Origin of the sequence: Planosporangium mesophilum (assembly GCF_016863255.1) — a bacterium.
GTDB lineage: Bacteria > Actinomycetota > Actinomycetes > Mycobacteriales > Micromonosporaceae > Planosporangium > Planosporangium mesophilum.
Map to the genome: position 1 here is coordinate 33,134 of NZ_BOON01000013.1, position 17,965 is coordinate 51,098.

Genomic DNA, 17,965 nt, shown 5'->3' on the forward strand with positions numbered 1-17,965 from the left:
GCAGATCCCTCGTACACGCGTGTCTGTCGGTAAAACCTGCCCGTGGTGAACCTATGTGACCGCATCGAAACCCACCGGCACCGCACATGATCGCCCCGGCGGTGGGTACCGCGGGGGGATGCCGCAAGACGCCTCGGTCACGTTCATCGGGACCGCCACCACGCTGCTGCGTCTGGGGGAGTTCACCCTCCTGACCGACCCGAACTTCCTGCACGTCGGCGAGGCGGCGTACCTCGGGTACGGGCTGTGGTCGCGGCGCCGTACCCAGCCCGCGCTCGACATCGACGAACTGCCCCAGCTGGACGCGGTGGTGCTGTCGCACCTGCACGGCGACCACTTCGACCGGGTCGCCAAGGCCCGGCTGCCGCGGGCCCTGCCGATCGTGACCACCCCGTCGGCGGCGGTACGGCTGGAGCGGTCCTGGCGCTTCCGGGACACGATCGGCCTGCGGGTCTGGTCGCGGACCGAGTTCAGCAAGGGCGACCAGACGGTACGGGTGACCGCGGTACCCGGCCAGCACGGGCCGGCCGGCGTCCACCTGCTGCTGCCCGAGACGATCGGCAGTGTCGTCGACTGGGAGGTGGCCGGCGAGCGCCGGCTACGGCTGTACATCACCGGCGACACCCTGTGCCGCCCGTGGCTGCGGGAGATACCGCAGCGGCTGCCCGGCATCGACGTGATGCTGGTGCACCTGGGCGGCACCAAGGTGCTCGGGCTGCTGCTGACGATGGACGGCCGGCAGGGCGCCGATCTGGTCGAGCTGATCCGGCCGTCGCTGACCGTACCGATCCACTACGACGACTACACGGTGTTCCGCTCGCCGCTGGGCGATTTCGAGGCGGAGGTGCGCCGGCGCAACCTTGATCATCTCGTCCGGCCGATCCTGCGGGGGCAGACGGCGGGCCTGACGCCGGTGGGTCGGTCCGCGCCCCGCTGACCGCTGGCCTGCTGACCACGGGCCTGCTGGCCGCTGGGCGCATGTGGCTTTCCGCACAGCGAGACGGTCTGGTCACCGGCGGTGTCCGTGACCAGGATGACAGGCATGAACGGGTACCGGCAGGCGCATGGGCAGAGCATCAGCGACCCGGAGGAGTTCTGGGGTCAGGCGACCAAGGGCCTCGACTGGAGCCGTCCGCCGAGCCGGGTCCTGGACCGCAGCCGGGAGCCGTTCTTCCGCTGGTTCCCCGACGGGGAGCTCAACACCTGCCACAACGCCCTGGACCGGCACGTCGACTCCGGTGCCGGCGACCGCACCGCGTTGATCTACGACAGCCCGGTGACCGGTACCGTCCGCACGTACACGTACCGGCAACTGCGCGACGAGGTGGCCCGCTTCGCGGGTGCGCTGAAGAACCTGGGCGTGCAGCGCGGCGACCGAGTCGTCGTGTACCTGCCGATGGTGCCTGAGGCCCTGATCGCGATGCTCGCCTGCGCCCGGCTGGGCGCGGTGCACTCCGTCGTCTTCGGCGGGTTCGCCGCCCACGAACTGGCGGTGCGCATCGACGACGCGAAGCCGACCGTGGTGGTCTCGGCCTCCTGCGGCATCGAGGCGGGCCGGGTGCTGCCGTACAAGCCGCTGCTGGACGCCGCGATCGAGGAGTCGGCCCACAAGCCCCGGCACTGCGTGATCCTCCAGCGTCCACAGTGCACGGCTGAGCTGGTCTCCGGCCGCGACCTCGACTGGGCCGAGGCGATCGCCGGCGCCGAGCCCGCAGCCTGCGTACCGGTCGCCGCGACCGACCCGCTGTACATCCTCTACACCTCGGGCACGACCGGCCGGCCCAAGGGCGTGGTACGCGACAACGGCGGCCACGCGGTGGCGCTGCACTGGTCGATGGGGAACATCTTCGACACCCGGCCGGGGGAGGTGTTCTGGGCCGCCTCCGACGTCGGTTGGGTCGTCGGCCACTCGTACATCGTCTACGCGCCGCTGCTCGCCGGTGCCACGACCGTGCTGTACGAGGGCAAGCCGGTCGGCACCCCGGACGCCGGCGCGTTCTGGCGGGTGGTCTCCCAGCACCGGGTGACGACGCTGTTCACCGCGCCGACCGCGTTCCGTGCGATCAAGAAGGAGGACCCCTCGGGTACCCTGATCGCCTCCTACGACCTGTCGTCGCTGCGGCACCTGTTCCTCGCCGGCGAGCGCCTCGACCCGGAGACGTACGCCTGGGCGGGGGAGCGGCTCGAGGTGCCGGTCCTCGACAACTGGTGGCAGACCGAGACCGGCTGGCCGATCGCGGCCAACCCGCGCGGTCTGGAGCCGCTGCCGACCAAGCCCGGGTCGCCGAGCGTTCCCGTGCCCGGCTACGACGTCCGGGTGGTCGACTCGGCCGGCAACGACGTGCCGCCGGGCACCGACGGGTCGATCGTGATCCGGCTGCCACTGCCACCGGGCTGCCTGCCCACGCTGTGGGGCGACGACGACCGGTTCGTCGCGTCGTACCTGTCGGCGTTCCCGGGCAACTACCTGACCGGCGACGGCGGCCGCTTCGACGAAGACGGGTACCTGTACGTGATGGGCCGTACCGACGACGTCATCAACGTCGCCGGGCACCGGTTGTCGACCGGCGCGATGGAGGAGGTTCTCGCCGCGCACCCGGCCGTCGCCGAGTGTGCCGTCATCGGGGTGGCCGACACGCTGAAGGGCCAGGTGCCGCGCGGCTTCGTGGTGCTCAAGGCGGGCGTGGAGGCCGATCCGGCCACGCTCACCGCCGAGCTGGTCGCGATGGTCCGCCAGCGCATCGGCGCGGTCGCCGCGCTTCGCCAGGTCGACGTGGTACCCGCGCTGCCCAAGACGCGCTCCGGGAAGATCCTGCGGCGCACCATGCGAGGCATCGCCGACGGCCGGGACGAGCCGGTACCGTCGACCATCGACGACCCCGCGGTGCTCGACACGCTGCGCCCGGTGCTCATCCGCTCGACGCCGTAGGGCCCCGACAACATCGGCGGCCCGCCGCTCGACGAGGACCTCGTCGAACCGTCCATCGAGGACGGATACCTGCTCCTCGATCGGGGCGAGGAGGCTACGGGGCGAGGAGGCTACGGCGCGAGGAGGCTACGGCGCGAGCTGCCGGGTCACGGTGCGGCACACCTCGGCGCCGTGGGCCAGGCCGAGGCTCGCCGGGTACCGGATGAGCACCGAGAGTGCCCAGCCGTCGGTGACGCCGAGGCAGTTGACGTGCCAGGTGCCGTCCCACCACTTCGTCCAGCCGTTCTTGACGGCCACCCCGGGGCGCTCCTGGACGATGCCGAATCGGCCCTCCCCGCGTACCTGGCGCATCTCGCCCAGCAGCCACGAGGTCCAGCGGCCGTTGGTGGCCTTGCCGTCGGCGATGCAGTCGCCCATCCGGACCGCGTCCCGGGCGGAGATCTGCGTCAGGCTCCACCAGCCGGAGTACAGGCGGGTGTCGGTGAGCCCGCAGGTGGAGATCAGGCGCCTGATCACGGCGTCGCCGCCGCGGCGTTCGTACAGCTTCTGCGCCGCCTGGTCGTCGCTGTCGCGGATCATCCGGCGCAGCAGGTCGGTGTCGGCCGCGCTGGGCTCCTTGCCGGCGAGCCCCTGCAGGAAGTCGGCCGCGATCCAGGCCTTGACCATCGACTCGGTGGAGTTGGTGCCGGTGTCGCCGCCGGTCGTCAGGCCGCCGGTGCTCCGGTCGAGCAGGGCCCAGCTCACCCATTCGCCCGAGGCCCGGGCGAGGGTCACCGATCCCGGGCCGGCGGCGGCCGCCGCCGGTGGCTGGAGCTGCACCGGTACGGCGTGCGGCGCGGCGTCGACCGGACGCCAGGACACCGGCTGTGCGCCGTCGGCCGGGTCCGGGATGGTCCGGCTCACCTGGGGCGCCAGCGCCACCGCGGGTCCGTGGGACGTCGACAGCCGGGACACGCACGCGCCGGTGATGAGCGTGGCGAGCAGCGTCAGCGACAGGGCGAGGCCGGCCGGCCGGCGCGTGGTGGTGGCCGGCTTGCGTGCGCGTACCGGGTAGTCGGCCTGCGTGTGTCGCGCGGCGGCGGCCTGCGGGCCGGACCGTCGCGGCGCGGTGGCGCGTCGCCTCGCGGCGGCCTGCCTGCCGGCGCGTGCGGCGCTGGTCTGGGTGTCCGCGCGTGCGGCGTTCGTCTGGGTGCCGCCTCGCGCGGCGCCGGCCCACCCGGCGGCTTGGCCGGGGCGCTGGCGGTGCGCATTGCTGGACATCGCCTGCTGACGTTAGCAGCAAGGATGGGTCAAATCCGGCAAATAACTCTAAAGTGGCGAAGTGTCCGTGTCGCGCGAGGGGCACGTCAGCGCGCGTACACCTCGAACTCGTACAGCGAGTACCCGTACCCGGTGGCCCGTTTCAGGCCGGTCATCCGCACGTACCGGGCGGTCGTGGCGGTGAAGGTGTCGTTGTCGACGCCGCCGTCCCCGGCGCTGGTCGACCACACCGGCCGCCAGGTGCCGCCGTCGTCGGAGACCTCGATGCGGTACCCCTTCGCGTACGCCGCCTCCCAGCGCAGCACGACCCGCGAGACCGGCTGCGTACCGCCCAGGTCGACGCGGATCCACTGGTCGTCACTCCAGCCGCTGGACCACCGGGTACCCCGGTCGGAGTCGACCGCCGCCGCGGTCGAGAACAGCAACTGGGTGCTTGACGCGTTGACCGGACGGCCGGCGGCCAGGTTGGCGACGGGGCTGCCCTGCGCCGCCGGGTACGACACCACCTGCTGGTATGTGGGGCGGTTCTGCCAGGCGATCGGCGGCTGGGTGATGCCGCCGAGCGGGGAGTGAACGATCGAGTCGGCGCACCACTGGTCGCCGGCGGAGCAGGTGGCGTCGCCCGGGTACACCTCGGCGGCGGGCTGCGCGGCCGCCCGGCCCAGGGTGGTCAGCAGCGTCTGCCGGCACGCCGACACGGCGCCATTTCCGCAGAAGCGCCGGGGGAGCGGGCCGCTCACCGGGTCGCCGAGGACCGCCCGGAGATCCTTGTCGACATAGCCCCACCAGCCGTACTGGAACGACGAGCCCTTGTGCGCCTGCGCCTCGTTGACCGACGACGGGCCGCCGGCGTCGCCCTGCTGCCCGCCGGACGGCGACTCGTTGATCTGCATCGCGCCGGCCAGCGACGCGTACAGCCCGTCGCCCAGGTCGCCCTTGAACTGGCCTGACACCAGCAGCGGCCACCACGCGTCGAAGATGCGGATAGCGTCGGCGTGCCGGTACACCTTGGATCCGGGGGCGGTCTCGACGCGTTTCGCGCCGGCGTTGCGCCACGCGGTCAGTTTGGCCACCGCGTCCGCGGCCCCCGGGTCGGTCACCGGCTGGCTGGTCAGCACCCGCAGCAGGGTGCCGAGAACCTTCTCGCCGCGCAGGTCGGTGACTGCCGCGTCCTCGACCAGGCGCAGCGTGCCGGCGCGGTCGAGCGTGCCGCCGCCGGCCAGCGCCGCCCGTACCCGCGCGTCCAGCAGGTCGCCGCGGTGCACCGACCCGAAGCTGAAGTTGCCGTCGGCCGCCGAGTAGTCCTTGGCCTGCTTGTTGTTCCAGCTGACGAAGTAGTCCTGGTTGACGCCCTGCGGGTGCTGGGCGGCGCCCTGGTAGGTCGCGGTGTTGGCGGCCGGGTCGAATCCCTGCCACTCGTACCGCTGCTCGGCGCGTACCGGCAGGTTGGGGTCGTGAACGGCCGAACGGACCGGGTTGAGGCCGGAGTTGACGTACGCGCTGTCCTTCGAATTGACGAAGAACCAGTTGAAGGCGTACCCGATCTGGGCCGCCGCGTTCGCGAAGCCGGCCGGGGATGTCATCGCGGCGGGCTCGTTGAACATCTGGAAGCCGATCGCGGAGTCCGCCTCGTGCCGGTACGTCGAGCGCAGGCTGGTGAACGCGACGGGCCTGCCGTCGACCGTGCCCCGCCAGGTCACCAGGCCGTAGTTGGTGCGCAGCGTCCGCAGCGTGTACGAGCCGGCCGCGGTGCCGTCGGCGAGCGTCGGCTGCCACGAGTTGCGCCGCTCCAGTACCTCCATCGCCGTGCACTGCCCGTGCCACAGGTAGTGCTGCGACTGCACCGTCGGCGCCGACCCGTCCGGCTCGCACAGCGACAGCGCGTACGTGTCAGTGATGTCCTGGGTGGCCGAGGTGGCGCTCCAGGAGTAGTCGAGGCCCCGCCCGATCAGCACGTACAGGTTGAGCCCGGCGAACGCCGCGCCGCGCGCCGCGATGCCGGGGCCGCGCAACTCCTGGACCATGAGCAGTTGCGGCGAGAAGTACCCGGTCTGCGGGCCGAACACCGCGATCGGGTGCCCGGTCGCCGACTTCGCCGCCGAGATGACGGCGGCGTTGGACATCCCCTGGTGGGTGGCGCCGATCCGCAGCCCCGGCAGCACGCCGGCAGCGGCTGCGGGTCCGCCGGACACGCCGGCGGAGCCGCTCTTGTCGTACGCCACCGGCTCGGGCTTCGCCGAGCCACTGTCGGGCAGGGCCACGCCGCTGGTGTCGGCCGGCGCCGCGCCGTACGGAAAGCTCTGTCCGTTGTGGAGGGTCAGGACCGTTTCCGGGTCGTTCTGCTCCCGGAAGCCGGCCCACACCCGGTCGCCCTCGTCCGTGCCGTACCGGGCCCGGGCCGCCACGCGTACCAGTGCGGACTGCATCTCCGCACCGCCACCGCCGCCGAAGATGCCGCCGACGACCCCGGCGGTGGCGATGAGGTCGGTCGGCGTGAACGGCTGCGGGCCCTCGAGGTGACCGGTCAGCGTGTACTCGCCGGGGCAGCTGAGGCTCGCCGTGCAGTCGGTGATGTACCTGTTGACGCCGGCCACGTACGCGGTCACGTCGTCGTAGAGCTGTGCGCCGCGGCTGCCCTGCCGGCGCAGGTGGTCGACCTGCGCCGCCAGGTCGGCCTCGGTGTACGGGGAGCTGCGCCACACGCTCTGTTCGAGGGCCTGGTTGCCCGGCGCGCCGCCGGCGAACGGGGTGAGCTGGCCCCGGCCGACGTGGCGCAGCAGGTCCATGGTGAACAGCCGGTCCTGCGCCCCCGCGTACCCGGCGCCGAACATCGTGCCCGCCCGGGTGGTACCGGTGACGTGCGGCGTGCCGGTCGCCCGGTCCCGCACGATCGTGACGTCGGGGCGCGGCCGGTCGGTGCGCTCCACCTCGCCGGCGGGTACGCCCAGCGAGGCGTCGTTGAAGAAGCGCTCGATCTGTCCGTCGGTGAGGCCGGCGTAGTTGTAGACCAGGTCGGCGTACCGGTCGAGCTGGTCGCCGGAGTGGGGTGGCCGGGTACCGAGGGTCTTGTGGGCGAGGATGTCGGCGAGGGTCGCGTTGCCGTTCTGACCCGGGGGCAGGATGTCGCCGCACTGGCCGAGGCAGTAGTCGTCGCCGGCGGCGGCGGCCGGCGCTGCGGCGGCGGTCGGCGCCGTGGGCGCCGGGGCCGCGCCCACGGGTTCGCCGGGCACCGACACCACGGCAAGGGCCATGGCCGAGGCCACGGTCAGCACCGCGAGTCGATGGGTCAGCCCTCTGTCGTCCGGTCGTGAGCGCATCGCGGGTTCCCCTCGGTCAGGCCGCCGATATGAGAAACATTCGAATAGACGAGCGTAACAACGAGTGCAGTCAATGTACGGCGAGCGTGCGCGAACCGCACGATGGCGAATAACAGTCCACTCCGGAGGGTGAAGAGCCTCCCGCGCCCCGCCGTGGGGCGCTTGTGCACGGATACCGTTGCGATTTAAGGCATCGGGGTCATGAGGATGCCTCAGTACCGGTGGCGGACTCCGAGACCTCGCGCCGTCGCGCAGTCCGCCCGTACCAAGCCCTTAACCCGCAATTTCGGTGACCGGGTACTGCTATAAATCGGCACGCGACGGTGCGCCGCGAAATCGAGTGGTAACTGAACGTTGGGAAACGAGCACAATTTGTGCAAGCTAGCTGTTCGGCCCACATTAGGCTGACCATTCGTGGGGCAGAGCATGGATGTTCGTAACCGGGACATCGGCCGGCGGGTCAGCTACTGGCGCGCGCGGCGGGGGCTGACCCGGCAGCAGTTCGGGGATCTGGTCGGGCGCTCCATCAGCTGGGTGGACAAGGTGGAGACCGGGCAGCGGGGGTTGGTACGGCTACCGATGCTCGAGGCGGTGGCGAGCGCGCTCCAGATCGACGTCGCGGCGCTGACCGACGACGACGTGGCCCGCAGGGCCGTCGCGAGCCCGGACGCCGTGGAGGTACGGGCGATCCGCGCGGCGCTCGGCTCGTACCGGGTGCTTCTGGGCGAGCGAGGCACCGCGCCCGACCTGGCCCGGCTGCGCGGACAGGTCGACTACGCCTGCTCGGCCTGGCTGTCGTCGCACTTCTCGACCATGGGCAGGGTGCTGCCGGGGCTGATCGCGGAGGCGCAGCGGGCGGTCGAGGCGCTTGAATGCGCCGAACGGGTGGAGGCGGTCCGCTGCCTGGTGATGAGCTACCGGCTCGCCTCGTCGACGCTGCTGAAGCTCGAGATCCCGGAGACCGCGTGGCTGGCCGCCGACCGCGCGATGATGGCGGCGCAGAGCGTCGACGACACGATCTGCCTGGCCCGAGCCACTCGCAGCGTGGCGCGGGCGATGGCCTGCCTGGGGCACCCCCGGGACGCCCTCGACGCGCTCCTGGCGATGGCCGACCGGATGGGGCCCGAGCTCGCCTCGCGCGACCCGCAACTGCTGTCGCTGTACGGCATGCTGTTGCTGCCCGCCGAGATGGCGGCCGCGCAGGACGGTGACAACGACCTGGCGCTGACGATGCACCGCCGGGCCGACGAGGTGACCCGCATGCTGACGCCCGGGTACTGCGACCCGGTCAACGTCTTCGGCGCCACCAACGTCGCCCTGCACCGCCTCGCCGCCCTGGTACGGATGGAGGAGGGCGGGCGCGGGATCGCCTACGCCAGCACCATCGAGCCGCAGTCGCTGGCCCGGCTGCCGCGCGAGCGCAAGGCGGCCTACCTGCTGGACATGGCCGAGGCGTACCGGCAGTGCCGCCAGTACCCGGAGGCCACGGTCGCAGTCTCGCGGGCCGAGCAGGTGGCGCCCGAGGAGGTGCGCCGCCGCCCGGCCAGCCACATGCTCATCCGGCGGCTGCTCGACGTCGCGTCCGGCCAGTCCTCGCTGTTGCTGCGGCAGCTCGCGGACCGGTGCGGCGTCGGGAACTGACCGCCGGCCCGGCTACGACGCGGCCCGGCTACTTGCGCCGGCCGAACATGGCCCGCATCGCGGCCAGCAGCAGCACCGTGCCGACCACGATGCCGAGCAGCTTGACGCCGTTGACCGCGGTGGACTCGGGAGACGCGAGCGGAGGGAGCGGAGTCAGCGTCAGCGAGGTCAGTGGCATGGGTCAATGGTGCACCCGGGCGCCCCGGACCGGTCACCCGCCCGCCATCGTCTGCCAGCCGCGGTCCCCGGTCAGCGGCAGCGAGGTGACGGTGTTCCGGTCCATGCGGCTCCCCAGGGCGTGCGCTCACCTGTTGGTGCGCACGCTCCGCTGCTCATACCGCTCCTCGCTCTCGCGGTTCTTGCTCTCCTGCGGCTTGAGGAGCACCTTGACCGTGCCGTCCACCTTCTTCTGGAAGTTCTCGTACGCCTGCGGCGCCTCGTCCAGCGGCACCCGGTGGGTGGCGAAGTGCTCGACGCCGAGCGGGTCCTCGTCGTTCAGCAGCGGCATGATGTCGTCGACCCAGGTCCGCACGTTGGCCTGGCCCATGCGCACCTCGACCTGCTTGTCGAACATCTCCAGCATCGGCAGCGGGTCGGCCAGGCCGCCGTACACGCCGATGACGGAGACGGTGCCGCCGCGCCGTACCGTGTCGATCGCCATGTGCAGCGCGGCCAGCCGGTCCACGCCCGTGATCTCCTTGAGCTTGGTGACCAGGGCGTCCGGTTTCGGGCCGCCGAGCTTCTCGCCGAGTTCGGTGCGCGCTGCCGCCCCGTGGGCCTCCATGCCGACGGCGTCGATCACGGAGTCCGGTCCGCGCCCCGCGGTCATCTCGCGGATGGTGGCGGCGATGTCGGGGTATTCGTTGAGGTCGAGGGTCTCCACGCCGTTGCCGCGTGCCCGCTCCAGCCGCTCGGGTACCAGGTCGACGCCGATCACCCGGGCAGCGCCGCGGTGCATGGCGACGCGGGTCGACATGTCCCCGATCGGGCCCAGCCCGAAGACGGCGACGCTGCCGCCGGGCGGGATGGCCGCGTACTCCACCGCCTGCCACGCGGTCGGCAGCACGTCGGACAGGTAGACGTACCGGTCGTCGGGCGGCCCGTGCGGCACCTTGATCGGGCCGAACTCCGCCATCGGTACCCGCAGCAGTTCGGCCTGGCCGCCGGGCACCTGGCCGTACAGCTTCGTGTAACCGAACAGCGCCGCACCCATCCCGTACTCGCGGACCTGGGTGGTCTCGCACTGCGTCGGCAGGCCCTCCAGACACATGAAGCAGTGCCCGCAGGCGATCTGGAACGGGATGACGACGCGGTCGCCCGTCTTCAGAGTGTTGACTCCCGGGCCGACCTCCAACACCTCGCCCATCGCCTCGTGGCCCAGGACGTCGCCCTCGGTCATGAACTGCCCCATCATCTCGTACAGGTGCAGGTCGGAGCCGCAGATGCCGGTCGACGTGACCTTGATGATGGCGTCTTCCGGCTCCTGGATCGCCGGATCGGGAACGGTGTCGACGCGGACATCCCGCTTCCCGTGCCAGGTGACTGCCTTCATCGCCGCTTCCTTCCGGTCGGGTGGGGGCGGTGACCACCTGCGCGCCCCGCAGGCGATGGACAACTCTGCTCACGCGAGCGGCTACCCCGGCTGGATCAGGCGAAACCGGGCAGCCGAGCCATGATCAGGGATGCTCAGTGCACCAACTCGGTCCTTGGGTCGTAATCGGCGCGGGTCACCGGGAGCCCTCGGCGGCGGGCCAGCTCGGCCAGCGCGACGGCGTCCCGGATGGCGGCACCGCCCGGGTCGTTGTTGAAGAAGACGTACGCCTCCCGGTCGGTTCCGAACGTCTCGGCGATCCGGCCGAGCCAGGTGCCGAGGGCCTGCCGGCCGTACGCGGGGCGGGGCCGGGCCCGCCCCTCGTGCAGCCGCAGGTAGCCCCAGTCCGCGGTCCGCCACAGCGGCGTGACCGGGCGGCCCAGCCGGTCCGCCCAGCACAGCGCGGCGCCGCGCCGGATGAGCGTCTCGCGGATCTCGGGCACCCACCACGATTCGTGGCGGGGCTCGACCGCGACCTTGACGTGGGCCGGGAACTCGGCCAGCACGGCGTCGAGCAGGCCGGCGTCCGCGCGCAGGGTCGGCGGCAGTTGCAACAGGACCGGGCCGAGCTTGTCGCCGAGGCCGGCCGCGCGGTCGAGGAACCGCGCCACCGGCTCCTGCGGTTCGCGCAGCCGCTTGATGTGGGTCAGGTAGCGGCTCATCTTCACCGCCACGACGAAGTCGTCGGGCGTACGCCGTCGCCAGTCGGAGAAGGTGGCGCGCTCGGGCAGGCGGTAGAACGCGTTGTTGACCTCGACCGTGGCGAACGCGGCCGCGTACCACTCCAACCACTTCCGCTGCGGCAGGTCGGACGGGTAGAAGCGCCCGCGCCAGTCGCGGTACTGCCAGCCCGACGTTCCAACCAGGATCATGGTTCGGGCGTACCCACCCAGGTCGTCATCTACGCCGACGGTTGATCGGTGCCCGCCTCCGCCCGCGGCGACAGGTGGGTCAGTGCGCCGGTGAGTTCGAGGACCCGCAGCACCACGCCGGTCGCCCTGATCACCACCAGGACGCACCCGTGGCGGCCGGTTGTCCGGTACGCCCGGTTGAGCGCGGCGACGCCGGTGGAGTCCATGAACCGGAGGGCGCCGAGGTCGACCTCGATCCGCTCGGTCGGCTCGGACTCGGCCAGCCGGCAGAGCATCGAGCCGAACGGCCCGCCGGCGGCCACGTCCATCTCGCCGCCGGCGGTCACCGACACCGTGCGACCCTGGCGGTTGACGGTATAGACAAACGTCATACGAATCTCCGCTCCACCCGTATGTGCCCGCATGGACATTTTTCGTCGCCGCCGTCCGGCTCGCATTCCGGCCGTACGGATGACGTCTACCGGCCCGTCGGCGGTTGGCTGCTCCCAGCTTTTTCCTAGGATCGAACGGCAGAATGACGACGATCGAACGCCGTACCCGACAGGAGGCCATCGTGCCCGACAGCATCAACGGTCTGCCCCTGCACCCGCTCGTCGTACACGCCGTCGTGGTCCTGCTGCCCCTGGCCTGTCTCGGGGTGATCGCTGTCGCGCTGCGTAGTTCGTGGCGGGCCCGGTACGGAGGGATCGTCGTCGCGCTCGCCACGCTCGCTACGCTCGCCATCCCGGTCGCGACCCACAGCGGGGAGCAACTGGCGCTCAAGGTCGGCGACCCGGGTCAGCACGCGGTCCTCGGCGACCGCCTCCTCTGGTTCGCGCTGCCGCTGCTCGTGGCCGCCGTGGCGCTGTACGTCCTGGGCCGGCGTGGCGCCCGGGCCGGCTCCGAGTCGGGCGGCGGTGCCGCGGTCGGTGGTTCGTCTGCGCTCACGCTCGCCGTCGCGGCGGTCGCGGTGATCGTCGCCGGGGCGAACCTGGTCCAGGTGTACCGGGTCGGCGACAGCGGCGCCCGCGCCGTCTGGCAGGGCGTGCAGAACGTGCCGAGCCAGAACCGCTGACTCCGTTTCAGGAACCCGTCAGCTCTCAGGAACCCATCAGCCGATCGGCGACCTGCTTGGCGGTGTTGCTCGGGATGGCGAAGCCCACGCCGATGTTGCCCTGGCCCTGACCGGCGGTGGCGATGGCGGTGTTGATGCCGACCACCCGGCCGGCGCTGTCGACCAGTGCGCCTCCGGAGTTGCCCGGGTTGATGGCGGCGTCGGTCTGGATCGCGTCCGTGATCGAGAAGCTGCTGCCGTTGGCCCGGCCGGCCCCGCGCAGGTCGCGGTGCAGGGCGCTGACGATGCCGGCGGTCACCGTGCCCTGCAGTCCGAGCGGGCTGCCGAGGGCCAGTACCGTGTCACCCACCTGGACCCGCCGGCTGTCGCCGAAGGCGGCGGCGCTCAGCCCGGACACCCCGTTGGCCCGGACGACCGCCAGGTCGTGCGCGATGTCGGCGCCGACGATGCCGGCCGAGGCGGTCCTGCCGCCGGCGAAGGTCAACTGGACCGTGCGGTCCCGGGCCGTGGAGACCACGTGGTTGTTCGTGAGTACGTAGCCGTTGGAGCTGAGGATGATGCCGGACCCCTCGGCCGAGCCCGCGTCGATCGAGACCACGCTCGGCTGTACCGCGGCGGCGACGCCGGCCAGCGTCGACCGGTCCAGCACGGTGGCCGAGGCGCCGAGCCGGCCGGGCGAGAGGGCGGCCTCGTCCAGACGGTGCGCCAGGTAACCGCCGGTCAACCCGGCACACAGCGCGAGCAGCATCGCGGCGAACCCGCCCGCCACGCGCGTACGCCACCTGCCCGGCGGTGGTACGGCGGGTTGACTGGCGGCGGGTTCACATACGACGGGTCCATATACGACGGGTTGACTCCAGTACGGCTGGTGGGGCATCCATCGTGGCAGGAGGCCGACCGGCGGCTCCGGCCGAGGCGTGGCGGGGTGCGCCGGTCCTGCCTCGGGTTGCTCGCTAGCGGGTTCGATGGGTGTCATAGAGCGAGCGTGGCTCTGTTGGCTTCGCGCGTGCTGAAGTGCGCCTGGGAGGTGGCTGAGACTGCGCGGGCGCCCGCTGCGCCGGGCACACCGGGTGCGGATACGGTGGATCCATGGGGATTGTGAAGATTAACGCGATCGACGTACCCGAGGGCTCCGGCCCCGAGCTCGAGCGCCGCTTCGCCGCCCGCCACCGGGCGGTCGAGGGCGCGCCGGGCTTCCTCGGCTTCGAACTGCTGCGGCCGGTGAAGGGCGAGAACCGGTACTTCGTCTACACCCGCTGGGAGAGCGAGGAGGCTTTCCGGGCCTGGGCCGACAGCGGCGCCCGCGAGGCGCACGCCGGCGAGCGGGAGCGGCCGGTGGCGACCGGTGCGACCCTGCTGGAGTTCGAGGTGGTGCAGAGCAGCGGCCCGGAGAGCTAGGCGTGTCGGCAGCGCTAGCTACGGGGACGGAGCTGACTGGTGACGCTTCGGCAGATACCGGCCCCGTAGTCCAGCCCCAGCTCCTCCGGGTACCGGGTGAGCACCGCCAGCACGTACCGGTCGACCACGGCCATGCAGTTGACGTGCCACTCGTCGCCCACGACGGTCCAGCCGTTCTTGATCGGGATCCGGTTCGCCACCTCGGTGGGCAGCGCCTCGACCACGCCGAAGCGGCCCTCCCCGCGTACCTGACGCATCTCGCCCAGTACCCAGCTCGTCCACTTCGGGCCGGCGGCGCGCCCGTCGGTCAGGCACGCGCCGAGGCGTACCGCGTCCCGCGCCGAGATCTGGGTACGGCTCCACCAGCCGTCCACGACCGACGTCTCGGTCAGGCCGCAGACGCTCACCATCCGCTGGACGACCGCGTTGTCGCCGTCGGCCTCGTAGATGTCCTGGGCGGCCGCGTCGTCGCTGTCACGGATCATCCGGCTCAGCTCGTCCAGCCGCTCCTGGTCCGGCCCGGCGGCGGTGAAGCGGCGCAGGTAGTCCGCGGTGATCCAGACCTTGATCATCGACTCGGTGGTGTTGGTCGCGGCGGCGGCGTTGGTCGAGCCGGTCATCGTGCCCGTCTTGCGGTCCAGCAGCGCCCAGGCGTAGAAGCCCTGAACGGACACGCTCACCGGGGCGGGAGCCAGCAGCGGGGGAGCGGCCTGGCCGGCCATGCCGAGCGTCGGGGAGGGCTCCTCGCCGCCCAGGTCCCGGGTGTAGCGCGCGAACGGGCCCGGTACGGTGGCGGCGTTCCCGGTGCCGGTGACGTCCGTCCATAGCGTGACCGCCGACAGCGCCAGGGCGGCGATCGTGAAAGCCGTGAAGACATTGCGAAGGCGCACCGGAATTGAGCTCCTCGGGGAGTGCGGTTTCCGGATATGCAAACCCAGCCTGCCCGGGTCACGCACGTAGCGACACCCGGAATTCACTGGGAGCAGCCTGGGAACGCCCGGTGGGTTCGTCCGGTGGTGGCGTAGCCGCCGCAATTGGGTTGCCGCCGCAGTTCTTGGCCGGCAGGGTGGAGTCCAACCGACGGCGTAGAACTGGAGTGATCCTCCCGATGCTCTGATCCGCGTGCCCGCAGACGAAACGTCCCGCCGCACGGAGTTCAGAGGATCAGCATGTCACTCGTCACGGTCACCGCGCTGTCCAAGCGGTTCCACGCCGACCCGATCTTCGCCGACGTCGACCTCGTCGTCGGAGCCGGCCACCGCATCGGGCTGGTAGGCCCCAACGGCGTCGGGAAGTCCACCCTGTTACGGGTACTCGCCGGCCAGGAGTCGCCCACGTCCGGGCACGTCCGGCCCGGGCCGGCCACCCGGCTCGGGTACGTGGCTCAGAAGGTACCCGACCCGCACGTCACCGTCGGTGCGTTCCTGAGCGAAGGCCTTGGGCCGGTGTTCGCCGCGGAGCAGCGGATGCGTCAGCTGGCCGCCGCGATGGCCGATTCCCCATCCGCGCCGGATGAATATGCGGCGGCGCAGGAGCGGTGGATGGCGCTGCGCGGCTGGACCGCGCACAGCCGACTCGCCGAGGTCCGCCAGCGGCTCGACGTCGCGCACCTGCCCGACGACGCCCGTCTGATCGAGGTCAGCGGAGGGGAGCAGGCCCGGCTCATGCTCGGGCGGGTGCTGCTGGCCGAGCCCGACCTGCTCCTACTCGACGAGCCGACCAGCCACCTCGACGCCGACGGCGCCGCCTGGCTGGCCGACTACCTCGTCGCCTTCCGCGGCGGCGTACTGGTGGTCAGTCACGACCGCGCCTTCCTCGACCGGTCCGTCAACCGCATCATCGAGCTGGACGGAATCGACGTACGGCCACAGCTCTACGAGGGCGGCTACACCGCCTACCGGGCGGAGAAGGCCCGGCGCTGGCAACGGCGACTGCTCGACTACGAGGCGCAGGAGAAGGCGCGCCGGCGCTGGGAAGCCGACATCGAACGCACCAAGGAGCAGGCCCGCCAGGTCGAGGCCAGCACCCGCAACGACAAGATCCGACGGTACGCGAAGAAGGTCGCCAAGAAGGCGAAGGCGCGTGAGCGGCGACTGTATCGACAGCTGCGGAGCGCCCGATGGCTGGCCGAGCCGCGTACCCGTCCGGTGTTGACGCTGGCGTTCTCCGGCGACCCGGCACCGCTCACCGTACGCGGCCTCACCGTGCGGCGGGGTCGCCGCACCATCCTCGACGACGTCGACCTCGACGTACGGGCCGGCGAGCGGATCCTGATCGCCGGCCCCAACGGTGCGGGCAAGACCAGCCTGCTGCGCGAGTTGGCCGGGCTCACCGGGGCTGTCCTGCTGCCGCAGACCCACGACGACATCCGCACCGGCATCAGCGTCCTGGACTTCTTCCGGTCGCGGGTGCCGGTCTACATCGACGATGCCGAGGAGCTGCTGGACGCGTACCTGTTCGACGAAGAGATGTGGAGCGCGCCCCTGCGTACGCTCTCCGCCGGCGAGCTGCGCCGGCTGCTGCTCGCCGTCATGGTCAACAGCCGGTCGCCGGTACTGCTGCTCGACGAGCCGACCAACTACCTCGACTTCGATTCGCTGGACGTGGTGGAGGAGGCGCTCCGGGCGTACCGGGGGACCCTGCTGGCGGTCACGCACGACACGTACTTCGCGCGGTCGGTCGGCTTCAACCGGCGCTGGGAGGTCGGCGGCGGTCGGGTGGTGACGTCGGCGGCCACTCCGGCGTGGGGCAACGGACGTCCTGGAAACAGCGGCTCGACCGGCTCGGTGACTACCTGACCGACCATCCCTGACCGACCATTCCGACGCGCCAGCGCAACGGGTCAGACCATGGCCGACCGCTACGTCACGCGCGCCACCAGGATGGACCGCTGCTGATGTTCGAGTCCGTGTACCACGACATCGTCCCGGGGGAGCGGATCGTCTTCGACTCGACCCTCCACCGTGGACAGAAACTGGCCACCGTATCGGTCACGACGGTGGAGTTCGGTCCGGTGGGGGACGGTCGCCGTGCTGACCATCCGCATGGGCAGCGCAGCCGGCGTGACCGCAGCCGCACGCGCACCAGGATGTGGGCGGCGCCGAACACCACCCTCTCGACGGCAGTTCCGGAAAGCCCAACAACCGGTCAATGCGTTGACGAGAGGGCAGCGAAGGCCAACCGGTCCCTCCACTGCCCTCGGATCAGCAAGTGCTGACGCAGATGCCCCTCGTACTGCATGCCGATCTTCTCGAGAACGCGGGCGGAAGCGACGTTGTCCGGGTCGCAGGTCGCGGTGATCTTACGAAGGCCGACCTCGTCGAACCCGAACCGGAGGATGGCCGCGGCGGCCTCGGTGGCGTAACCCCTTCGCCAATGGGGCTGAGCCAGGACGTAGCCCATCTCGCCACGGCGGTGGGCTCTGCTTGTCTCCTCCAGGTGGATCGCGCCGACGAGATCGCCGGTCGCATGAACGACGACGGCCAGGGTGTAGGCCGAGCGCGGCGCGGCCTGCCTATCCTGCCGCACCTCGGCCAGGAACGCGGCCGTGTCCTCCGGGCTGTTCGGTCCCCAGTCCATGAACCGCGTCACCTCGGGATCAGCGGCATACGCGTGGACAGCGTCAAGATCCGATTCGCTGAACTCCCGTAGCAGCAGACGGGACGTGACAAGTTCCATTGCCACGATCATCTCCGCACCGGACCCGCCACGCCACCGAAAATGCCCAGCATCCGCCTCGATCAGCTCCCACAGCTCAACGCACCCATTGGAACCCACTAATTGGCACATTCGTTCGAGAAAAGTGTCGTATCCGGTCTCTACTTTGGGCGGGTGGATGAGCGGTTGGACGGGCTGAGTCGGGTGCTTCGGGAGCACCTGGGGTCGGTGCCGTTTGTCTGTTCG

General features: G+C 71.3%; 14 protein-coding genes and 1 pseudogene. 6 read left to right on the forward strand and 9 right to left on the reverse strand.

What is annotated here, in order from left to right:
- The first annotated feature begins 118 nt into the window (after window positions 1–118).
- Complete coding sequence (locus Pme01_RS07085; RefSeq protein WP_168114149.1) at window positions 119–937, forward strand: MBL fold metallo-hydrolase; 819 nt, start codon at window positions 119–121, stop codon at window positions 935–937.
- Between the two features lie 96 nt (window positions 938–1,033).
- Window positions 1,034–2,929 carry a propionyl-CoA synthetase gene (locus Pme01_RS07090; protein ID WP_168114150.1) on the forward strand — a complete coding sequence of 632 codons (1,896 nt, stop codon included), beginning with the start codon at window positions 1,034–1,036 and terminating at the stop codon, window positions 2,927–2,929.
- Between the two features lie 126 nt (window positions 2,930–3,055).
- Here the strand turns inward: Pme01_RS07090 and Pme01_RS07095 are convergent, their stop codons facing one another.
- Window positions 3,056–4,189 carry a serine hydrolase gene (locus Pme01_RS07095; RefSeq protein ID WP_168114151.1) on the reverse strand — a complete coding sequence of 378 codons (1,134 nt, stop codon included), beginning with the start codon at window positions 4,187–4,189 and terminating at the stop codon, window positions 3,056–3,058.
- 86 nt (window positions 4,190–4,275) lie between these two features.
- Entirely contained in the window at window positions 4,276–7,506 is a 3,231-nt protein-coding gene (locus Pme01_RS07100) for a penicillin acylase family protein (protein ID WP_168114152.1), read from the reverse strand.
- Between the two features lie 426 nt (window positions 7,507–7,932).
- On the opposite strand from Pme01_RS07100, the gene Pme01_RS07105 reads away from it, so the two are divergent.
- Window positions 7,933–9,147 (forward strand): helix-turn-helix domain-containing protein, encoded by a 1,215-nt coding sequence (locus Pme01_RS07105; protein WP_168114153.1) that lies wholly within the window; start codon window positions 7,933–7,935, stop codon window positions 9,145–9,147.
- A gap of 28 nt (window positions 9,148–9,175) precedes the next feature.
- Here the strand turns inward: Pme01_RS07105 and Pme01_RS07110 are convergent, their stop codons facing one another.
- From Pme01_RS07110 to Pme01_RS07125, 4 genes are all read right to left on the reverse strand, one after another.
- Window positions 9,176–9,325, reverse strand: a complete 150-nt coding sequence (locus Pme01_RS07110) for a hypothetical protein (RefSeq protein WP_168114117.1) — start codon at window positions 9,323–9,325, stop codon at window positions 9,176–9,178.
- Between the two features lie 126 nt (window positions 9,326–9,451).
- Entirely contained in the window at window positions 9,452–10,699 is a 1,248-nt protein-coding gene (locus tag Pme01_RS07115; protein ID WP_168114154.1) for a zinc-dependent alcohol dehydrogenase, read from the reverse strand.
- Between the two features lie 134 nt (window positions 10,700–10,833).
- On the reverse strand, window positions 10,834–11,610 hold the full coding sequence (locus Pme01_RS07120; RefSeq protein WP_168114155.1) for a DUF72 domain-containing protein: 777 nt from the start codon (window positions 11,608–11,610) through the stop codon (window positions 10,834–10,836).
- A 29-nt stretch (window positions 11,611–11,639) separates the two neighbouring features.
- Window positions 11,640–11,981 (reverse strand): STAS domain-containing protein, encoded by a 342-nt coding sequence (locus Pme01_RS07125; RefSeq protein WP_168114156.1) that lies wholly within the window; start codon window positions 11,979–11,981, stop codon window positions 11,640–11,642.
- 143 nt (window positions 11,982–12,124) lie between these two features.
- On the opposite strand from Pme01_RS07125, the gene Pme01_RS07130 reads away from it, so the two are divergent.
- Entirely contained in the window at window positions 12,125–12,664 is a 540-nt protein-coding gene (locus tag Pme01_RS07130) for a DUF2231 domain-containing protein (RefSeq protein WP_168114157.1), read from the forward strand.
- Between the two features lie 37 nt (window positions 12,665–12,701).
- Here Pme01_RS07130 and Pme01_RS07135 read toward each other — a convergent pair.
- Window positions 12,702–13,382, reverse strand: a pseudogene (locus tag Pme01_RS07135) (S1C family serine protease); the annotation flags it as partial.
- Between the two features lie 371 nt (window positions 13,383–13,753).
- Here Pme01_RS07135 and Pme01_RS07140 point away from each other — a divergent pair.
- Window positions 13,754–14,062 (forward strand): antibiotic biosynthesis monooxygenase family protein, encoded by a 309-nt coding sequence (locus Pme01_RS07140; protein WP_168114159.1) that lies wholly within the window; start codon window positions 13,754–13,756, stop codon window positions 14,060–14,062.
- Between the two features lie 14 nt (window positions 14,063–14,076).
- Here the strand turns inward: Pme01_RS07140 and Pme01_RS07145 are convergent, their stop codons facing one another.
- Window positions 14,077–14,952, reverse strand: coding sequence for a serine hydrolase (locus tag Pme01_RS07145; RefSeq protein ID WP_168114160.1), 876 nt, complete (start codon window positions 14,950–14,952; stop codon window positions 14,077–14,079).
- Window positions 14,953–15,231: 279 nt separating this feature from the next.
- On the opposite strand from Pme01_RS07145, the gene Pme01_RS07150 reads away from it, so the two are divergent.
- On the forward strand, window positions 15,232–16,860 hold the full coding sequence (locus tag Pme01_RS07150) for an ABC-F family ATP-binding cassette domain-containing protein (RefSeq protein WP_168114161.1): 1,629 nt from the start codon (window positions 15,232–15,234) through the stop codon (window positions 16,858–16,860).
- 349 nt (window positions 16,861–17,209) lie between these two features.
- Here Pme01_RS07150 and Pme01_RS07155 read toward each other — a convergent pair whose 3' ends face one another.
- The gene (locus Pme01_RS07155; RefSeq protein WP_168114162.1) at window positions 17,210–17,740 is read right to left on the reverse strand and encodes a GNAT family N-acetyltransferase; all 531 of its coding nucleotides are present in this window, start codon (window positions 17,738–17,740) and stop codon (window positions 17,210–17,212) included.
- Window positions 17,741–17,965: the final 225 nt, after the last annotated feature.

What these genes read in the sequence shown, in the direction of transcription:
- Pme01_RS07085 (WP_168114149.1), top strand. Translation starts at nt 119, where the DNA reads ATGCCGCAAGACGCCTCGGTCACGTTCATCGGGACCGCCACCACGCTG.
- Pme01_RS07090 (WP_168114150.1), top strand. Translation starts at nt 1,034, where the DNA reads ATGACAGGCATGAACGGGTACCGGCAGGCGCATGGGCAGAGCATCAGC.
- Pme01_RS07095 (WP_168114151.1), bottom strand. Translation starts at nt 4,189, where the DNA reads ATGTCCAGCAATGCGCACCGCCAGCGCCCCGGCCAAGCCGCCGGGTGG.
- Pme01_RS07100 (WP_168114152.1), bottom strand. Translation starts at nt 7,506, where the DNA reads ATGCGCTCACGACCGGACGACAGAGGGCTGACCCATCGACTCGCGGTG.
- Pme01_RS07105 (WP_168114153.1), top strand. Translation starts at nt 7,933, where the DNA reads ATGGATGTTCGTAACCGGGACATCGGCCGGCGGGTCAGCTACTGGCGC.
- Pme01_RS07110 (WP_168114117.1), bottom strand. Translation starts at nt 9,325, where the DNA reads ATGCCACTGACCTCGCTGACGCTGACTCCGCTCCCTCCGCTCGCGTCT.
- Pme01_RS07115 (WP_168114154.1), bottom strand. Translation starts at nt 10,699, where the DNA reads ATGAAGGCAGTCACCTGGCACGGGAAGCGGGATGTCCGCGTCGACACC.
- Pme01_RS07120 (WP_168114155.1), bottom strand. Translation starts at nt 11,610, where the DNA reads ATGATCCTGGTTGGAACGTCGGGCTGGCAGTACCGCGACTGGCGCGGG.
- Pme01_RS07125 (WP_168114156.1), bottom strand. Translation starts at nt 11,981, where the DNA reads ATGACGTTTGTCTATACCGTCAACCGCCAGGGTCGCACGGTGTCGGTG.
- Pme01_RS07130 (WP_168114157.1), top strand. Translation starts at nt 12,125, where the DNA reads ATGACGACGATCGAACGCCGTACCCGACAGGAGGCCATCGTGCCCGAC.
- Pme01_RS07140 (WP_168114159.1), top strand. Translation starts at nt 13,754, where the DNA reads ATGGGGATTGTGAAGATTAACGCGATCGACGTACCCGAGGGCTCCGGC.
- Pme01_RS07150 (WP_168114161.1), top strand. Translation starts at nt 15,232, where the DNA reads ATGTCACTCGTCACGGTCACCGCGCTGTCCAAGCGGTTCCACGCCGAC.
- Pme01_RS07155 (WP_168114162.1), bottom strand. Translation starts at nt 17,740, where the DNA reads ATGGAACTTGTCACGTCCCGTCTGCTGCTACGGGAGTTCAGCGAATCG.